The 17,347-nt window shown below is 57.5% G+C and carries 14 protein-coding genes; 6 read left to right on the top strand and 8 right to left on the bottom strand.

What is annotated here, in order from left to right; all coding sequences use genetic code 11:
- Window positions 1–115: 115 nt before the first annotated feature.
- From HMJ29_RS08900 to HMJ29_RS08925, 6 genes are all read left to right on the top strand, one after another.
- Entirely contained in the window at window positions 116–1,627 is a 1,512-nt protein-coding gene (locus tag HMJ29_RS08900) for a hypothetical protein (protein WP_171591145.1), read from the top strand.
- A 234-nt stretch (window positions 1,628–1,861) separates the two neighbouring features.
- Entirely contained in the window at window positions 1,862–3,322 is a 1,461-nt protein-coding gene (locus tag HMJ29_RS08905) for a BAR domain-containing protein (RefSeq protein ID WP_171591146.1), read from the top strand.
- A 241-nt stretch (window positions 3,323–3,563) separates the two neighbouring features.
- A complete protein-coding gene (locus HMJ29_RS08910; protein ID WP_171591147.1) occupies window positions 3,564–4,241 on the top strand; it encodes a hypothetical protein in 678 nt (225 codons plus the stop codon).
- A gap of 90 nt (window positions 4,242–4,331) precedes the next feature.
- Window positions 4,332–6,530, top strand: a complete 2,199-nt coding sequence (locus HMJ29_RS08915; RefSeq protein WP_171591148.1) for a prolyl oligopeptidase family serine peptidase — start codon at window positions 4,332–4,334, stop codon at window positions 6,528–6,530.
- 138 nt (window positions 6,531–6,668) lie between these two features.
- On the top strand, window positions 6,669–6,902 hold the full coding sequence (locus HMJ29_RS08920; RefSeq protein WP_171591149.1) for a hypothetical protein: 234 nt from the start codon (window positions 6,669–6,671) through the stop codon (window positions 6,900–6,902).
- A 124-nt stretch (window positions 6,903–7,026) separates the two neighbouring features.
- On the top strand, window positions 7,027–7,518 hold the full coding sequence (locus HMJ29_RS08925) for a GNAT family N-acetyltransferase (protein WP_171591150.1): 492 nt from the start codon (window positions 7,027–7,029) through the stop codon (window positions 7,516–7,518).
- A 241-nt stretch (window positions 7,519–7,759) separates the two neighbouring features.
- Here HMJ29_RS08925 and HMJ29_RS08930 read toward each other — a convergent pair whose 3' ends face one another.
- The 8 genes from HMJ29_RS08930 to HMJ29_RS08965 all read right to left on the bottom strand — a co-directional run bounded on the left by HMJ29_RS08930 (window position 7,760) and on the right by HMJ29_RS08965 (window position 17,335).
- Complete coding sequence (locus HMJ29_RS08930) at window positions 7,760–8,062, bottom strand: DUF4286 family protein (RefSeq protein WP_171591151.1); 303 nt, start codon at window positions 8,060–8,062, stop codon at window positions 7,760–7,762.
- Between the two features lie 130 nt (window positions 8,063–8,192).
- Window positions 8,193–8,642, bottom strand: coding sequence for a DUF6526 family protein (locus HMJ29_RS08935; RefSeq protein WP_171591152.1), 450 nt, complete (start codon window positions 8,640–8,642; stop codon window positions 8,193–8,195).
- A gap of 101 nt (window positions 8,643–8,743) precedes the next feature.
- Complete coding sequence (locus HMJ29_RS08940; protein ID WP_171591153.1) at window positions 8,744–9,121, bottom strand: hypothetical protein; 378 nt, start codon at window positions 9,119–9,121, stop codon at window positions 8,744–8,746.
- Window positions 9,122–9,189: 68 nt separating this feature from the next.
- Window positions 9,190–10,455 carry an MFS transporter gene (locus HMJ29_RS08945; protein ID WP_171591154.1) on the bottom strand — a complete coding sequence of 422 codons (1,266 nt, stop codon included), beginning with the start codon at window positions 10,453–10,455 and terminating at the stop codon, window positions 9,190–9,192.
- 67 nt (window positions 10,456–10,522) lie between these two features.
- On the bottom strand, window positions 10,523–11,476 hold the full coding sequence (locus tag HMJ29_RS08950) for a cation diffusion facilitator family transporter (RefSeq protein ID WP_216634103.1): 954 nt from the start codon (window positions 11,474–11,476) through the stop codon (window positions 10,523–10,525).
- A 194-nt stretch (window positions 11,477–11,670) separates the two neighbouring features.
- Window positions 11,671–14,118: a TonB-dependent receptor gene (locus tag HMJ29_RS08955; RefSeq protein ID WP_171591155.1), complete on the bottom strand. Its 2,448-nt coding sequence runs from the start codon at window positions 14,116–14,118 to the stop codon at window positions 11,671–11,673.
- Window positions 14,119–14,308: 190 nt separating this feature from the next.
- On the bottom strand, window positions 14,309–14,881 hold the full coding sequence (locus tag HMJ29_RS08960) for a hypothetical protein (protein WP_171591156.1): 573 nt from the start codon (window positions 14,879–14,881) through the stop codon (window positions 14,309–14,311).
- A gap of 45 nt (window positions 14,882–14,926) precedes the next feature.
- Window positions 14,927–17,335, bottom strand: coding sequence for a TonB-dependent receptor (locus HMJ29_RS08965; RefSeq protein WP_171591157.1), 2,409 nt, complete (start codon window positions 17,333–17,335; stop codon window positions 14,927–14,929).
- Window positions 17,336–17,347: the final 12 nt, after the last annotated feature.

The following is a 17,347-nucleotide window of genomic DNA, read 5'->3' on the forward strand; positions in this document are numbered from 1 at the left end:
TTAAGCAAAAGCTTCAAACAATAAATGGTGACACTCTGGTAAGCTTCACGCATCGATACGAGTGATGCCAACTAGCTTTCTTTCTTAACCTGCCCCCCTACCCAACTAACACCCTATGACTCTTTCCCGTCGCGCTGCTTCTTTGCTTACTGGCCTACTGCTTTTAGCAGCAGGCGCCCGTGCCCAAACGCCGCTAGGCCAGCCCACGCTGGATGAGCAGAAGGTACAGATCTGGTGTGCCACGGCTCGCTACGTGTACGATGACAATGGCCGCTCTAATCTCAAGAGCAAGTTGCAGTGTGGTAGCTCGCTGAATGCGTTTGAAGCCAGCATCAAGGCCGATAGTCAGCGGGTGTATAGCGCGCTGTACCAGCCCCTGGAAGGCAAGGGAACGATGTATAAGGGCCTCGGTTCGAACTCATCGAGGCTGCAGAAGCTGACCACGGAAATCATTACCCGCCTGAAGGCTTCGCCTGCCCGCCGGGCTAATCCGGCCCGGATGCAGCGCCTGGCTACGCTGGAAACGGCCCTGAACAACTATGTGCAAAACGGCACGCCCATCGGCGACCTAAGCACCGCGGAAACGGCTACCGAGCAGGTGGATACTACTACCACTGCTGCTGAAAATACCTTGGCTGCTGACTCGCAGGATGCTGGCCTAGCAGAAGCTGGTGTGGCCTCTAACACTGCTAGTACTACCAGCAGCGGAGCGGGAGAGAGCCTGATGAACAAGTTCTTCGGGCCACTGGCGCTGATTATGTCATTGCTGAGCTTAGTGCTCTACTACTTATTACGCCGCAATATTGATGGATTTCAGAAAGAGCTCGGGGCCCGCATTGATAAGCGCCGCGATGAGATCTTGGCGCTGCAGAATGCCCCGGCAGGTGGCTCTAAACTTGGTAGCTCGGCTGCCGCCGACCGCCTGACTCCGGCTCAGCAACGTGAGGTAGAGATGTTGGTGCAACAGCGTGTGGAAGAAGAAATGAAAAAGATGCGGAGCCAGTTGGCTGGTGCGGCACCTGGTAGTGCAAGAGCTTCAGCCCCGGAAAAGATAACAGCACAACCTACCCCCGCGGCTCCTGCTCCCGCACCGCGTGCAGAGCCTCAGTCTGTTGCGCCTGCGGCCCCAGTATACTCAGCCCCCGTGCCCATGACTGAGGTAGCAGCCGTGCCCCCCGCCGTGCCCGCTGGACCGCCCGCCGCTTCCCCGCGCGACGAGTTTGAGAGTCTGGTGCCGCCCGTTCAGTTACCTACGCCAGCTGCACCCGCAGCTCCTGCGTCAGCTCCCGTGGCTCCGGCTGCTGCCCAGCAGCAAACGCGTTATGTAAAGGTGCCTGTAAACGGTACGTTTAATGAGTACGACCTCAGCGACGAACCTCAGCACGACAGCATCTACGAGATTCATCTGGATCCGCAGTGGCCGGAACTGGCAACGTTCAGCGTGACCTCTAACCCCGCGGTGCACGCGTATGCCATCCAAAGTGCACAATACTCATTGCGCGAAGCCTGTAAATATCAGCAGCCCACTAGTTCCGTTACACGCATTGTGACGGAAGAGGAAGGTGTACTGCGCAAGGTGGCAGGCAACTGGCAGATTGAGCAGAAAGCTGCTATCCGGTTTGAGTAACTGAAAACCCGTTTCACACGTCAGGCAAAAAGTATAGTAAACAACGTCATGCTGAGCTTGCCGAAGCATCTCTACCGCAGTGCTAACTTTATATAATTAGCTTCGGTAGAGATGCTTCGGCAAGCTCAGCATGACGTTGTTTTGGGATGTTTCAATTCCTGCCTTTTAGGCAACCACTCCTAGCCTCTCCTTTCCAAGGGGGGAACTAGCTTTTAGCTGTAGCTTCGTAGCGTTATGCTTGAAATTATTCTTGAAGTGCTGGTAGTGGCCGTGGTAGTGGGCCTGCAGATCCGCACGTTTCTGCGGACGCGCACCAATGCCCAGCGTCTGGCCCAGCTTTATCCATCAAAAGAGGCCCTGCGCGTAGAGCACCGCATTGTGCTACCCGATGGCCGCGACCTGCCCGACTACGCCGCCGACGCTCCGCCCGATTCTTTCGCCTCCAACCTTATCAAGGCCGAAAACGCCTCCCCGGAGTTTCAGGAAATCCTGCTCGATACTAACGATTACCTGCGCCATAACAAAGGCGCTGCCGCCGACTTCGGCATTCTGAAAGACATTTCGGAGCGGCAGAGTGAGGTGCTGGATAACTCGGTGCAGGCCAACGTAGCCACGCCGCTTTATCTAGGCCTGTTGGGTACCTTCCTGGGGGTAATCTTGGGTTTGGTGGGTATTGCCCGCAACGGGGTGTCGGATGAGAACGCCCTGACGCCGTTTCTCACGGGTGTACTTATTGCCATGACGGGCTCTTTCGTAGGCCTATTACTGACGCTGCTCGGCAATGGCGTGCTGCGCCAGGCCCGGGAGCAGCTCGACCGCAAGCAGAACCAGTATTACACCTTCTTGCAGGCCCGCCTGCTGCCGGTGCTGCACGCCGACATGGCCAGCTCGCTCACCAACCTCAAGTCGGTGCTTGATGCCTTTAATCAGCAGTTTGTAGGCCAGGTGGAGCTGTTTAACCCCTTGATGGATAAGGTGACCCAGAACATTCGGGTGCAGAGCGACTTCCTAGAGCGGCTCGATACTATTGGCTACGATAAGATGGCCGCCGCCAACATTGCCGTATTTGAGAAAGTGCGGGAATCGGCGGAGATGTTTGCGGCCTTCACCGGCTACCAGCAGAAGCTCAACGATATGCTGGCTAAGGGCTACCAGTCGGCGGAAAGTGTGAACAGTATTCTGGACCGTTTGCGCGGCTTTGAGAAGGGCATCAACGACCTAGGCCAGTACATCGGGGGCAACAATAACTCGGTGCAGCTTATGCTGGATTTCTTCCAGAAGCACCAAGTAGAGCTGCGCAACCTCCGTGACCGGGCCGAGCAGCACATCGACCAAGCCGGCGTATCGCTGGCCGACGTGATGACCCAGCGACTGGCCTACAATGAGCGGCAGGCTCAACTGGCCTACGAGAAATGGCAGCAGTATTTCGAGAAGCTCAATGCCGACAACATCTTAGATAAACTGCTGAAACAGCTGGAGCCCTTCCAGAACCTCAACGTGCAACAAGCCGACCTCAGCCGCGACGTATCCGCCACCCAGCGCGAGCTGATGCGCAAAGTAGAGCTGGACTCCCAGATTCAGGCTAAGCTACTCTCGGAGCTTTCCAACCTGAATACGGTGCTGGTAAAAACTACTTCCAAGAACCGTTTCCAGCGGTTTATGGATAAGCTATTTGGGGGCGTGCAGCCGCAGTAGCGGACAATGTGAAGTTGTTTGCTATGCCCACTCAAGTCATTCTTTCCTACGTTAGTGTAGCACTATTTTATGCAGTAGCAGTTGCTGCTGGGTTCTTCTTTCTTATTGCTAAGCCTAAGCAAACTCATTGGCTTAAATCATTAATCCGATTGTTAATCTTTCTCTGGATAGTTATTTGGCCGATGATGATGGTTTGGGGACTGATATTGATGAGCGAAGAGGATCTACAACATAACCTTCCATGAACAACGCCACTTCCAATAAACGCCAAAGCAACGACTTCTTCTGGCCCAGCTACGTGGACCTGATGACGTCTTTGTTTGTGGTGATGCTGGTGCTGTTTGTGTACAGCTTTAAGCTGTTTAAGGACCGGGAAGGAGAGCTGAAGCAGGCCAATGGAGAGCTGAAAGCCAAGGCCATTGAACTGGAGCAGATAACCAAAATCCGCCGCTCTCTGCAGAAGCTGGAGGGTAAGTACTTTAAGTACGACCCCACTAATGAGCGGCACGAGTTACTAGTACCCGTGCAGTTCAAAGCCGGCCGCGACGAGATACAAGAAGCCTACAAGCCTGCCTTGCTGCAAGCCGGCCGCACCTTGCGCTCAGTCCTCAAAAGCATCAAGACCGACCAGCCCGTGCGCTACCTCGTGATTGTGGAGGGCATGGCCGCCCGTTACCCCCAAGGAGACCCGCGCAATGCGGCTGAAGAGCAAACCACCTACCAGCTCAGCTACCGCCGCGCCCTGAACCTGCTGAACTTCTGGCGGCAGAATGGCATCAATTTCAGCCAGGACCGCAGCATAGAGCTCATCATTGGCGGCAGTGGCTTCTACGGTACGGGCCGCTACCAGGGCCGCCGCGAGGGCGACAACAAACGCTTCCTGATTCAGGTAATTCCGAAGGTGGGGCGCATGCAATAAGGGGCGTTGCCAAACCTGTTTGCCCCCTAGGCCTGTTATATCTCCTGAAGTTCTCGTTTAACTTCGGCACTTCTCCCGTATTCCTAACCTATGCAAAAACTTACTATTCCTGTACTCGCGCTGGCAGCACTGGCCTCCTGTCGCTCGGCGCAGCCAAGTGCACCAGCATCTTCGGGGCCGGCTACAAAAGCTGCTGGTGCTGCTACCACTTCTACTTCCTCTCCTGTGCAATACCCGCAAACCAAGAAAGTCGACCATAAAGACGACTACTTCGGCACCACTGTGGCCGACCCATACCGCTGGCTCGAAGACCTCGACTCGCCCGAAACTAAGGCGTGGGTTGAGGCCGAAAACAAGGTGACGTTTGGTTACCTCGAGCAAATAAAGTTTCGGGATAAAATTCGGGAGCGGCTCACTAAAATCTGGAATTACGAGCGGTTTGGCATTCCGCAGCAGGAGGGTGAGCAGCTTTACTTCAGCAAGAACGATGGCCTTCAGAATCAGGCCGTGCTCTATACCCAGCAAGATGGACAGGAGGGCCAGCCCGACGTGCTGCTGGACCCCAACAAGTTCTCCGCCGACGGTACCACGGCCCTGGCCGGTACCTACTTTTCCAACGACCACCGTTACCTGGCCTACGCCACTAGTGGCGGCGGCTCTGACTGGCAGAAGATGAAGGTGCTCGACCTGAAAACCCGGCAGCCCCTCACCGATGAGCTGCAGTGGGTGAAAGTATCGGGCGCGGCCTGGTACAAAGACGGCTTCTTCTACAGCCGTTACGATGCCCCCAAAGCCGGGCAGAACCAGCTATCCGGCAAAAACGAGTACCACAAAGTGTACTACCACCAGCTCGGCAAGCCTCAGAGCACCGATAAGCTGGTGTACGAGGACCCCAAAATGGCCCTGGGCTTCCGCACCGTGGGCACCACCGAGGATGAGCGCTTTCTGGTGCTCTACCTCACCGATGGTAAAGCCGACGGTAACCGCCTCTCGGTGCGCGACCTCACTGACCCCAAGCAGGCCAACACCTTCACGCCTCTCATTAGCAGCTACGAGTACAACAACTCGGTAGTGGGCAACGTGGGCGGGAAGCTGCTGGTGCATACCAATTACAAGGCTCCCCGTTACCGCGTCGTGCTCATCGACCCCAAGAAGCCCCAGGAGGCCAACTGGAAAGAGGTGCTGCCTCAGACCGAGAATAAGCTAGAAGGCGTAGACCAGGTGGGCGGCTACCTGGTAGCGTCTTACCTGAAAGACGCCAGCAGCCTGGTGAAGGTATATACTGAGAAAGGAGAGTTTAAGCACGATGTGGCCCTGCCCGCTATTGGCACGGCCTCGGGCTTCGGCGGTAAGCGCAATTCCAAAACAGTGTACTACGCCTTCACCTCGTTTACCTACCCCACCACCATCTATAAGTATGACCTGGCCACAAATACCAGCACCGTATTCCGGGCCCCGACGGTAGATGTGAAGCCTGATGACTACGTGACCACGCAGGTGTTCTACTCCAGCAAGGACGGCACCAAGATCCCGATGTTTATCACGCACAAAAAAGGCCTGAAGCTGGACGGCAAGAACCCCACTTACCTCTACGCCTACGGCGGCTTTAACATCTCCCTGACGCCAAGCTTCAGCGTGGCCCGTATGCTGTGGCTGGAAAACGGCGGCATCCTGGCCATTCCGAACCTGCGGGGCGGCGGCGAGTACGGCGAGGCCTGGCACAAAGCCGGCATGACGCCCAACAAGCAAAACGTATTCGACGACTTTATTGCCGCCGCTGAGTACCTCAAGGTGCAGGGCTACACCACCACCGAGAAACTGGCCATGGCCGGGGGCTCGAACGGGGGCCTACTGGTGGGCGCCACCATGACCCAGCGCCCCGACCTGTGTGGCGTGGCCTTCCCGGCGGTGGGCGTAATGGACATGCTGCGCTACCAGAAGTTCACCATCGGCTGGAACTGGGCCCCCGAGTATGGCACCTCTGATAACTACGACCAGTTCCAGAACCTCTATAAATTCTCGCCTCTGCATACCCTGAAGCCGGGCACCAGCTACCCGGCCACCCTGATTACCACCGCCGACCACGACGACCGCGTGGTGCCGGCGCACTCCTTCAAGTTTGCGGCGGCCCTACAGGCAGCCAATGCAGGCCCTAAGCCCCAGCTGATTCGGGTGGATGTGAATGCGGGCCACGGGGCCGGCAAAAGCACCAAGCTGCAAATTGACGAGTGGGCTGATGTCTGGGCCTTTGCCTATCAGAACATGGGGGTAAACCCCTACAAGAAATAACGGGTTTTTCGGGGGCTCAGAGCGAATTACGGCCAATACTCTGGCTGCATTAGCGGAGCAACACGTAAAACTCACATTTCTCAACGTATCTTCGCGGCCGCAACTGCCGTAATTGCCTCTGTTCTTTTGCTTTCAGATATGAAAAAAACGCTCCTGTTCGGTCTGCTGGCCGCCTCGATGACGCTGTCCGTAACATCTTGCAGTAACCCCGATATTAAGTCGGATGAGGATATCGTGGATCAGCCACTGCCCCCCATTCCGGCCGCTCCTGATACTACGGGTGGCAAAACAGCAGTTGAAAATCCTGCGACGCGCGAAATCAACGCGGTTAACGCGACGGAAGACATCAAAAAGATGCAGCCCGTAATGTAATTCCAGCCTTGGCTGTATAGGTTAGTGCCCCTCTGCTTAGTAAGCGGAGGGGCATTTCTTTTCCAGGGGGCCTATCCTTACTGCTGAGGTATGAAAAGTGGCCTAGGCCACTACATTTGTACCTATGTCAACTATCACCATCCGCCGCGGCCGGGAGGCCGATTTGCCCCAGGTATTAGCCCTCATTCAGGAGCTGGCCGTGTACGAGCGTGCCCCTGATGAAGTCACGAACACGCTGGAAGACATGCAGCGCGACGGCTTCGGGCCCGATGCCATCTTTAAGTTCTTTGTAGCGGAGCAGGAAGGCAAAATCCAGGGTATTGCGCTTTACTACACAGGCTACTCTACCTGGAAGGGCCGTATGCTCTACCTCGAGGATCTGGTAGTAACGGAAGAGCTGCGCGGCACCGGCATCGGTAAGCGCCTCTTCGATGCCGTGGTGGCCGAAGCTCGCCACACCGGCGCCAACCGCATGAAGTGGCAGGTGCTGGAATGGAACGAGCCCGCCATTGGCTTCTACAAGAAAATAGGCGCCAACCTCGACCCCGAGTGGCACAACGGCAACCTGACCATTGAGCAGCTGCAGGCCTACGAGTGTGAAGTGGTAAAGGAGTAAGGGAAGCTGCCTAGGCCGGTCATCATAGCGAAGACACAGGACGAAGCAATCCTTCCTTACCCTTCGTTGAGCGTTGACCTATCAGAAAGCCCTTACTTCCACACGGGAAATAAGGGCTTTTGAGTTTCTTCAGATGCAATACTGGCGACGAGGAAATATTGCTTCGTCCTGTGTCTTCGCCATGACGACCGGCCTAGGCAACAAAGCTGAATCACGCAGGCACTAAATCACTAGCTCACCGCTAGTCAACTACTTCCAGCATGGTGCGGAAAGAGGCGTAGCGGCCGCCGAAGTGCTTTTCAATTTCATCGCGCAGGGCTGGGGCGGCCAGGCGCTGGTACTCTTCTAGTTGCTCTAAACTTACGCAGTAGTATTGAGCGGCGTACGTGATGCCGTCATCCTCTTCATTGAGCAGGCGGCATAGTTGGCTTTTCAGAAAAAAGCCGGTATCCATAACATCCGGCATGTGCGTTTCGCGCATGTAGGCCACCCACTGGTCGGCAATTTCCGGGTCGAGGCTGGTGGTGACGTTGTACAGAATCATGAGGCAGAGTGAAGTGGCAACTCAGAAAGTCGCCCGTAAAAAAGCAGATGTAGTGCGTACAAGCACAAAAGCAGAAACAAAGTTCGCCGATGAAATGTCCGTTTCAACCACCTATTCCGGGTATTTCTGCTCAAACTCGTAGGTGGTCGAAGTGAAACTCCTGAATGCGGGCCTGAATATCCTTGGGAGCCAGCTTCTCCCGGATGGCCGCCTGCACTAGGGCTGGCAGCTCAGCATCACCGGCAAAGCGCAGGGAAAGAATCTGTTTTAGCGTGAGCTGTTCTTCGAGGGGGCGTAGGCTCTGGCCGGTAACTTCAAAGTAGCGCTGGCGCACCTCCAGCCGAATAAGCCGGTCTTGGAGCTGTAGGGCGTAGTGCTGGCGTAGCATTACCAGTACGCCAAAGCTCACTACTGCCAAGGCCATAAGGGTAAACCACAGCCGGGAATCCTCAGAGTCGTCGCCGGCTACGGCAAGGTAGCGCCGTACGCTGTAGATAGAGAGGATGAGCATGGCCGGCAGCAGCACAAAGTGGTGCCACGGATACAGCATGGGCGTATTTTTGGTTGGCTGGTTGGCCATGGGGGCTGGGGTATAGTAAAACTGATTGGAAAAGGGTACGAAAAAACTCCAGCTTGCGGCTGGAGTTTTCGGTAAGTAAATAGGGTGAGCGCACAACAGGCCTACATGTTACCGGCTTTTTTTGCGTCGCGAGCTTTTTGCTTTTCAGCGCGCACTGCTTGCTTGGCAATGCTTTCCTGGCGCCGAGCCTCTTTCGCCGCATCCTGCTGGCGCCGAAGCTCCATTTTTTGCTCTTTCAGCTGCCGCTTCTGCTCGCGCATCGCGTTTTCCTGGTTCTTGAGCTGAGATTTGCTTTGGTCTACGCTACTGCGCGTAGAGGCACTTTGTTGCTTTTGCGCATCCAGCGCAGCCTTGGCATCGGCGGTACGTTGTTGCTGTTGTTGCCGGCGCACCTGCGCAGAGTCAACTATTTGTGCTTGAAGGGGATGACTGCTGAGAGCTGCCAAGGCAAAGGCAGCGCCTAATAGGAAACATTTCATGGAGGATGAGGAAAAACTCCCTCCTCATACACGTCTGAAAAACAATAGTTTAGCTTTGTTCTTGGGGGCTACTCTTCCACGTAGTCGAGGTCTTTACCGAAGGTTTCGGGCAGCGTACTTACGGCCCAGAAAGCTATCAGCAACGAGATGCCACCTACAACAGCGCCGCTGGCAATGCGGTTGGGGCCATCGGGGGTACCCAGGGCCACGGCTACTCCATTAAAAATGGGCACTAGGGCCACCACTGAGCCGCGGGCAAAGTTAGGGGCTGTAGTAGCCACAGTGGCCCGCAGGTTGGTGCCAAACTGCTCAGCGGCCACCGTCACGAACAACGCCCAGAAGCCCACTGAAACGCCTAGTATGAAGCATACAGTGTAAAAAGCCGTAGGCGAAGCCCCGCGCAGAGCGAACAAATACACGGCCACCATAATAGCGCAGAAGGCCAGAAACAGCTGCAGTGCCCGAGTACGGCTCCGCAGCAGCTGGCTGAGGCTGCCGCTGATAAAATCACCAAACACCAGCCCAAAATAGCTCCAGAACACGCCCAGGCCTGCCGTTACGGGGCCCGTGAGGCCTAGCGCCTCGCCAAACTCTGGAGCCAGTGTAATCAGAATGCCCACCACAAACCACAGCGGCACCCCAATCAGGAGGCACTTAAGGTAGCGCACCAGTCGTGGGCCATTAGTAAACAGGGCAAAAAAATTGCCGCGCTCTACCTGGGTCTTCTTGGCCTGCTCAAACATCCCTGACTCATACACGCCCACCCGCAGGGCCAGTAGGGCCAGGCCTAGGCCACCTCCCACAAAGTAGGCATTGCGCCAGCCGAACCGCTCACCTACCCAGTAAGCCAGCATAGCGCCCGATACGCCCACAGTAGCCACAATCATGGTACCATAGCCACGCTTTTCCTTCGATAGCGTTTCTGATACCAGCGTGATACCCGCACCCAACTCACCTGCCAGGCCTATGCCAGCAATCAGGCGCAGCCACACGTACTGGTCTAAGGTCTGCACAAAGCCATTGGCAATATTAGCTAGTGAGTAGATCAGGATGGAGCCAAAAAGCACCGAAAGTCGCCCGCGCTTGTCACCCAGAATACCCCACAGAATACCTCCGAGCAGCATGCCGCCCATCTGCATGTTGATGAGGTAAAGGCCCTGGCTGGTAACGGCATCTTTAGCCGTGATGCCAAGAGTGTTTAGGCTCTGCACCCGCACAATGCTGAACAGAATCAGGTCGTAGATATCCACGAAGTAGCCGAGGGCGGCTACTACCACAATGGCGCTAAACAGGCGGGCAGTTTTGGGAGGGGAGGTAGGAGCGGTAGGCTGCATGAAACGTAGAGAGGAATTGCGAAACGCAGATTACGCAATTTTCTTCTTCTCTTCCAGCTACGGCTCGCTAGGCCACCTGCTCGTCGCAGCAGCCGTGGTCACCCATCAGCGGCAGCGCATCCTCGAGCTGCACCGTGGAGTGGCTGATGTTGAACTCATGCCGCAGGTCGTGCTGCAGGTCGCGCAGGAACAGGTTGCCGTTCTCACCGCCCGGACGCACCAAGTGGGCCGTGAGGGCCGTATCGCTGGTGCTCAGAGGCCAGATGTGCAGGTCATGCACCTGCGTAACGCCGGGGCGGGAGAGCAGGAACTGCCGTACTTCAGCCACATCAATACTTTCGGGGGCAGCCTGCAGACTGAGCTGCACGGTTTCGCGCAGCAGGCCCCAGGAGCTTATGCCCACTACCGCCAGAATAATAAAGCTAATGGCCGGGTCAAGCCAAAGCCACCCCGTAAAGTACACCAGCGCGCCACCCACCACTACGCCCACTGACACCAGCATATCCGTTAGCATGTGCAGATAAGCCCCGCGCACGTTCACGTCGCCCTTCTGCCCACGGCGGAACAACCAGGCCGTAAACCCATTCACCAGAATGCCTAATCCCGCCAGCAGCATCACCAAGGATCCATTCACGGGAACAGGGTGACGCAGGTGGTCAATGGTTTCCCACAGAATAAAGCCCAATGCCAGGTACAGCAGGGCCGCATTTAGCAGTGCCGCCTGAATAGTGGCTCCCTTATATCCATAGGTATAACGTTCGGTGGCCCGGCGCGTAGCCAGCAAAGAGGCCGCCCACGCCAGGGCTAAACTCAGAACATCAGAAAGGTTGTGGCCGGCATCAGAGAGCAGGGCGGCGGAGTTGGCCCATAAGCCACCTGCCACTTCTCCCGCCACAAACACGAGGTTCATTACAATCCCCCATTTAAAGGCTTGGCTAAAGTTACCATCGGCGGGCGGGCCGTGGTGATGCGCGTGGTCGTGTCCGGAGTGGTCGTGGGCCATAGTAGTGATACGACTCAAAGAGCGAATCAGTTGAAGGCGCGCGTTGTTGTTGGTTTTCGGTTGAACTGACTACAACTGAAAGGAACGTCATGCTGAGCAGAGTCGAAGCATCTCTACCGCTTTGTTGGTGATGTTCTAGGCCAGGTAATTAGCCAGAGGTAGAGATGCTTCGGCTGCGCTCAGCATGACAGTTCAGTATGTTTTTACGAAGCCTATTTAAAGCTCAGCGGTACTACCAGCTTCACGCTTAACGTGCGGCCCATGTTATATACACCCACCCGGCCGGTAGCGTTGTTTACGTCCGTGTACTTCAGGCGGCTCAGGTGGTTCTGGTAGGCCACATCAAACAGGTTGTTAACCGCCAGATACAGCGAAAACAGCGTTTTATCCTGGCTGTTGGTGACTTCAGTGCCCACGCCCACATTCACCAGCGTGTAGCCAGGGGTACGGGTTTCGGTATCGAAGGCGGAGAAGATGCGGTTTTGCGTGAAGTTGTGCTCCACGCCACCGCGGGCGTACAGGTTGTGTAGGCGCGTATTACCCACTTTCCGGAAGTTCACCCGCAGCTCCGACTGCAACCGGTCAGCGGGAATAAAGGGCAGGTATTGCTGGCCCTCGGGCTGGTCAAACTGAATGGCCCGCACCATAGAGAAGGAGTTCTCGAAGTGCAGCCAGTCGAGGGGGTGAGGGTGCAGGTCGATGCTCACCTCGCCGCCCGCCAGCCGCGCATCGCCCTGCCCGTAGCGGAACAGTCGGTCGCCGGTTACGGCAATGGAGTCTTCGCCGGCGGCGTTAGCAAGGCGGCGCGGGAAAATGTAGTTGCTGATGCGGTTGCGGAAGGCGTCTACCGAGAGGCTTACGTGGTCGGCGGTGTAGCTCACGCCCCCATCTAGCTGAAAGCTGGTTTCGGCTTTGAGGTTTGGCTCACCTACCTCGTAGCGCGTGGTGCCTTCGTGCACGCCGTTTGAGCCCAGCTCGGCAATATTTGGCGCCCGGAAACCGCGGGCCACGTTAGCTTTAATCAGCCACTTATCATTGATATTGTAGGCCCCGCCCACGCTGCCGCTCACGTTGCGGAAGGTACTCTTGAAGCCCGTAAATTTAGCCTCACCCTGGCCAGCGGGCACTGGCTCCTCGTCTTCGTTCAGGTACAGGGCATCGGCGGTGATGTGGCGAATATCGTAGCGTAGGCCACCACTCAGATCCAGCTTGCCAAACGACTTCTTCGTAACACCGAACAGGCCCCCATCAAGCAGCTTATATGCCGGAATCAGGAATTCTACGCCCTTGTTCTGGTTTTGCTGCTGCATGCCGCTCACTCCCAAGGTGGTATTCCAGCCCTTCATTTCGGGCAGAAACCAGCGCACGGCATAGTCCACGGTGCGCAACTGAAAAAACAACGACTGCTCGTAGTAATAACGCGGGTTGCCGAACTCCCGGCGCAGGTTCTGCTGCCACCCCACGTTTACCGTTAGCCGGTGCTGGCCCAGTATGAAGTTGTTATCGGTGCCGATGCGCAGGTGGTTGATCTGCTGGCGGGGCACATCTAGGCCGTAGCCCGAGAAGCCGCGGCCAGTCACTATTTCAGTGTCGCCGAAGCCGTTAGTGCGCAGAAAGCGGCCCGAGGTAGAATCTCGCTCGCCCTCAATGAGGCCTAAGATCTGATTGAAGCTGTTATAGGTGAAGTGGGAGTAGCCCCAGCTTTTGTTGAGGCCCACGTAGCCGTTGCTGTTCAGCTCCCGGAAGCCGGAGTTGTAGACGCGGCCATCGTAGCGGTTGCGGTAGTCGGCGGCTACTTTGCCCGAGCCGCGCACCTGCCAGTTGAAGCCGTTGAGGTTGCCGGCATTCATCAGGGAATAGCCCTGCTGGTAGTTATTGGTCTGGTAGTTAGCGGCCACCGAGCCAATGATGCGTCCATCCTCCACGGGGTCGGCGGGCAGAAAGTTAATGACGCCAGCCAGGCCATCGGAGCCATAGAGCAAGGAGCCGGGGCCTTTGATTACCTCCGCCCGGTCAATGCTAAACTCGTCAATCTCGATGCCGTGCTCATCGCCCCACTGCTGGCCCTCCTGCTTGGCGCCGTTGTTGAGCGTGATTACGCGATTAGAGCTTAAGCCCCGAATAACCGGCTTGCTGATGGCTGCCCCCGTTGTAATCTGGTTGAGGCCCGGCGTGTGCGCAATGGCATCCACGGCATTGGTAGCGGCGGTCTGGCGCAGGCGCGTCTGGTCGATGATGCTGGTTGGGATGGGCGAGCGGCGCATTTCCGTGCTGGCCGACACGCCCGTTACCACCACCTGTCCAATCTCGGTCTCGGCGGGCGTAAGGGCTACTTCCAGCGGCTGCCCGGTGCTGGTATCTACGGTGCGGGCCACGGTAGTGAAGCCCACAAAGCGCACCTGCATTAGAAACCGCCCCTTGGGCAGGTTGGCAAACTGAAAGTTGCCGTCGGCATCTGCCGACGTAGCCTGCCGCAGATCAGGAAAAACGATGGTGGCGCCTGGTAGGGCTTCCCCGGAGGCGGCATCGGTTACCCGGCCTCTGACCGGTGCTGCCGCAGCAGAAGTACGCCCCAGACGGCCAGGGGCAGGAGCAGTAGTTTGGGCAAGTACACCGCCAGTTAGCAGCAGAAAACCGGTTGTGAGGAGAAATCGAGACATGAAGGGCAATTTACGCGGAAGCCAATGAACGAAGGATGAGGTAGGAAGGCTGCACCAAGGCGCAAAACCAAAGAAAGCACCGACCAATGGCCGGTGCCTTCCCAACAATTCTCCACAACCAAACAGGGAGAAAAATGGGTGAAGAAGCCGTTTGCAGCTGGCTCCTTCTAAGTATTTGACAGCAAGTGGCCTAGCGTACTACCGTGGGGAAGTTTACCTCCACATCGGTGCTGCCGGGAGTGGCCGTGCCGTTCTTGGCACCGGGCTGGTGGCGCAGCACCACTTTCAGACTGCCGGTGGTACCGGTAGCATTAGCGGTGCCCGTTACGGCCTGAGTGGCTAAGCCTATCGGGAGGTTGTTCTTGTCCTTGTCGGTGGCCGTGATGGTCAGGTTTACGTTGCTGGGGGTAAAGACGAACAGGTGCTCATCGCCCTTCTCCAAAATCTCAGCGGTAGTGTTTTCCGCTGGGGTTTTGGTTTCGTCGAGCAGGGTTAGGCTGCCGGTGTAGGTGGTGTTAGGCGCCAGCACCAGCGTGGCGGGCGTGATAACGCCAGGCTGCCCACCGTCGCCATCAGCATCGCGGTACTGAATAGTGAGAGGCGTGCCACCACCCTGAGGCGTCAGAGTATAGGTTACCGTCGTGATTTGCTCGTTATCGTCGTCGGGCGTCGGGTCCTCGTTATCTTTTTTACAAGCCGAGAAAACAGTGGCCGAAGCCAGCAAGGCCAAGAAGGTAGGGCGGAGGAAGACAGGATTCTGCATGAAAAGGAAAGGAATAAGGTAAATGGATGAAATTGAAAGGATGGGCTACTGCCGCTTATGCCCAAACTCCAGGGGCACCCGCACGCGAAGCGTCACGTTGCGGCCCATTTCGTTGGCGAAGTAGCGGTAGCGGTTGAGGTAGTCGCGGTAGCGCTGGTTGAGCAGGTTGGAGCCCGCCACACTCACCTCCAGTGGCAGACGTCCCCAGTGCACAGTGGCTCCGGTTTCCAGACCTAGCAAGGCGTAGCCAGCCGGCGGCAGGGCATAATCTTTGGCTGCGTAGTTGTCGGGCACGCGGGTTTGGCGGGCTACGGCATAGCCGCCCAGATTCACATAGCGCCCGGTGAGGCGGCCATTGCCATCGGGCGCCTCGTAGCGCACTGAGAGCTCCGCCCGGTCGGCGGGCATAAACACCTGCCACTGGTCGGCCTTGGTATCACGGCCACGCACCACGGAGGCTTTGCCCGCCAGTTGCCACTGGGGCGCCAGGCGGTAGGTTAGGCCTATATCGAGGCCGCGCAGGGTAGCGTTGGTCTGGTAGTACTGCCAGCTGATGAGCGTGCCCCGGATGTTGATGACCGGCGGCAGAATGGGCTGCTGATAGATGAAGCCGTTGATGGCGGTCTGATACACCGTCACTTCCCCATTGAGACGCGGGTTATCGTGCCAGTTGGCCGTTAGCGCCGTGTGGTAGGCCGTTTCGGGGCGTAGTGCCCCATTGCCCGGTACCAGGTCGTAGCCTAGCTCATATTGGGCGTTGTGCACGCCATCACTGAACCGCTCGTTGGGAGCAGGCGCCCGCTGGGTGAGGCTGGTGGTCAGGCTAAGCGTAAGGTGAGCCGCTGGGTCATACATAGCGTCCAGCGAGGCGGCAGGTGTCACGTAGCTGAACTCGCGCCGGTCCACGTAGTACACGCCTTGGGCGTTACGGGTGCCGCGGCGGGTTTGTAGGTGGCGGTAGTCGGCGCGTAGGCCACCCTCCAGCTGCCACTTGCCCTGCTGCCAGCGCTCAATGGCAAAGGCGCCTGCCACGTAGTTGTTGTAGAAGGGGATAAAGCCCTTTGTACCATCGGCGTAGCGGTTGAGCTGGTAGGTGCCGGCCAGCCCCACGCTACCCGTGAAGTGGCCCAGGGGCTTGTGCTCCCAGACCAGCTCCCCCGTGGTGGTGCGGTTGGAGTAGCTCAGCGCGGGCCGGTTCAGCGCCGCCCGCTCCGCATTGCGGGCCGAGTACAGGTCATACTCGTCGCGGAAGTCCGTCTGCTGGCCTAGAGTAGCCGTCAGGCGCCCCACCGAGCCGGTTTTTACAAAGCCCGTCAGCTTCAGTAGCTCATGGCTTACCTGCTGATAGGCTCGGTTGATATAGTAGTTGAAACTCGTGGTTTCCAGTGGCCTAGGCCGGGCAATGGCGGCTGATAAGTCGGAGGGACTTTCCGCGTGTGCCGCCGGCAGAATGCCCAGCTTCGTGCTGAACTGGCTGTAGAACACTTCCAGGCCATAGGTGGCCTTGCGCCAGCCCACGGCCCCGGAGTAGTCATACTCCTCAAAACCAGAGTTTTTCAGGTAGTAGCCGGGCGCCCGCATAGTGCCGGCGCGCTTGGCCGTGCCCTGCACCCGCCAGCTCAGGGCCGGCAGCTTGGCCAGGTTTCCCTCTATGGTGCCCGAAGCTGCGCCCAGGCCATTGTTGCTCATACCTACCAGGTTGAGCTCCCCGCCTGTGCCCGCTGAGTCGCGCAGGGCTTTGGGCTGCACCAGCACCACGCCGCCAATGGCATCGGAGCCGTACCGGACGCTGGCGGCGCCCTTCACTACGGTAAGTTTAGAGGCAATAAACGGGTCTATTTCTGGTCCGTGCTCCTGGCCCCACTGCTGCCCTTCTTGCCGCACGCCATTATTGAGAATGGTTACGCGGTTGGAGTGCAGCCCGTGAATCATGGGCTTGAAGATGCTCGGACCGGTTTGGATAGCCGTTACACCAGTTACTTTCTGCAGCGCTTCGCCCAGCGTTTGCCCCCGCGTTTGCTGCAGGGCCTGCTCGCTCAGCGTGGCGGTGGCTTGCAGGGTAGGGGCCTCTACGTGCTGCCCGTTTACCGTCGCGCCTTGCAACAGGATAGCATCGGGGTGCAGCTTAAAGTCGCGCACCACGGCGGGCCCTAGGCGCACCTCGGCAGTTTCGGGGGTAAAGCCCACGAAGGATACCTGCACGTGGTACGTGCCAGGGCATAACTCAAAATGGTAATGGCCATCGGCCTCAGTTTGGGTGGCCTGCTGGGTTTCCAGCACCACCACCGTCGCGCTGGCCAGCGACCCCCGACTCTCGTGGTCGGAAATGCGGCCGCTCAGCGACAGGGCACAGGTACCCGACTGGCCTAGGGCTACCGTAGCCGTGCTCCACAGCAGGAGCAACAGCCACACGCACCTAAACCGGTCCGGAGCGCCCGGAACACGGAAAAGCATACAGAAAGGGGA

The sequence above is a fragment of the Hymenobacter taeanensis genome (assembly GCF_013137895.1).
Classification (GTDB): Bacteria; Bacteroidota; Bacteroidia; order Cytophagales; family Hymenobacteraceae; genus Hymenobacter; species Hymenobacter taeanensis.

Coding starts and splice junctions, on each gene's coding strand:
- HMJ29_RS08965 (WP_171591157.1), bottom strand. CDS start 17,335: ATGCTTTTCCGTGTTCCGGGCGCTCCGGACCGGTTTAGGTGCGTGTGG.
- HMJ29_RS08920 (WP_171591149.1), top strand. CDS start 6,669: ATGAAAAAAACGCTCCTGTTCGGTCTGCTGGCCGCCTCGATGACGCTG.
- HMJ29_RS08945 (WP_171591154.1), bottom strand. CDS start 10,455: ATGCAGCCTACCGCTCCTACCTCCCCTCCCAAAACTGCCCGCCTGTTT.
- HMJ29_RS08910 (WP_171591147.1), top strand. CDS start 3,564: ATGAACAACGCCACTTCCAATAAACGCCAAAGCAACGACTTCTTCTGG.
- HMJ29_RS08935 (WP_171591152.1), bottom strand. CDS start 8,642: ATGGCCAACCAGCCAACCAAAAATACGCCCATGCTGTATCCGTGGCAC.
- HMJ29_RS08940 (WP_171591153.1), bottom strand. CDS start 9,121: ATGAAATGTTTCCTATTAGGCGCTGCCTTTGCCTTGGCAGCTCTCAGC.
- HMJ29_RS08915 (WP_171591148.1), top strand. CDS start 4,332: ATGCAAAAACTTACTATTCCTGTACTCGCGCTGGCAGCACTGGCCTCC.
- HMJ29_RS08905 (WP_171591146.1), top strand. CDS start 1,862: ATGCTTGAAATTATTCTTGAAGTGCTGGTAGTGGCCGTGGTAGTGGGC.
- HMJ29_RS08955 (WP_171591155.1), bottom strand. CDS start 14,118: ATGTCTCGATTTCTCCTCACAACCGGTTTTCTGCTGCTAACTGGCGGT.
- HMJ29_RS08960 (WP_171591156.1), bottom strand. CDS start 14,881: ATGCAGAATCCTGTCTTCCTCCGCCCTACCTTCTTGGCCTTGCTGGCT.
- HMJ29_RS08925 (WP_171591150.1), top strand. CDS start 7,027: ATGTCAACTATCACCATCCGCCGCGGCCGGGAGGCCGATTTGCCCCAG.
- HMJ29_RS08900 (WP_171591145.1), top strand. CDS start 116: ATGACTCTTTCCCGTCGCGCTGCTTCTTTGCTTACTGGCCTACTGCTT.
- HMJ29_RS08930 (WP_171591151.1), bottom strand. CDS start 8,062: ATGATTCTGTACAACGTCACCACCAGCCTCGACCCGGAAATTGCCGAC.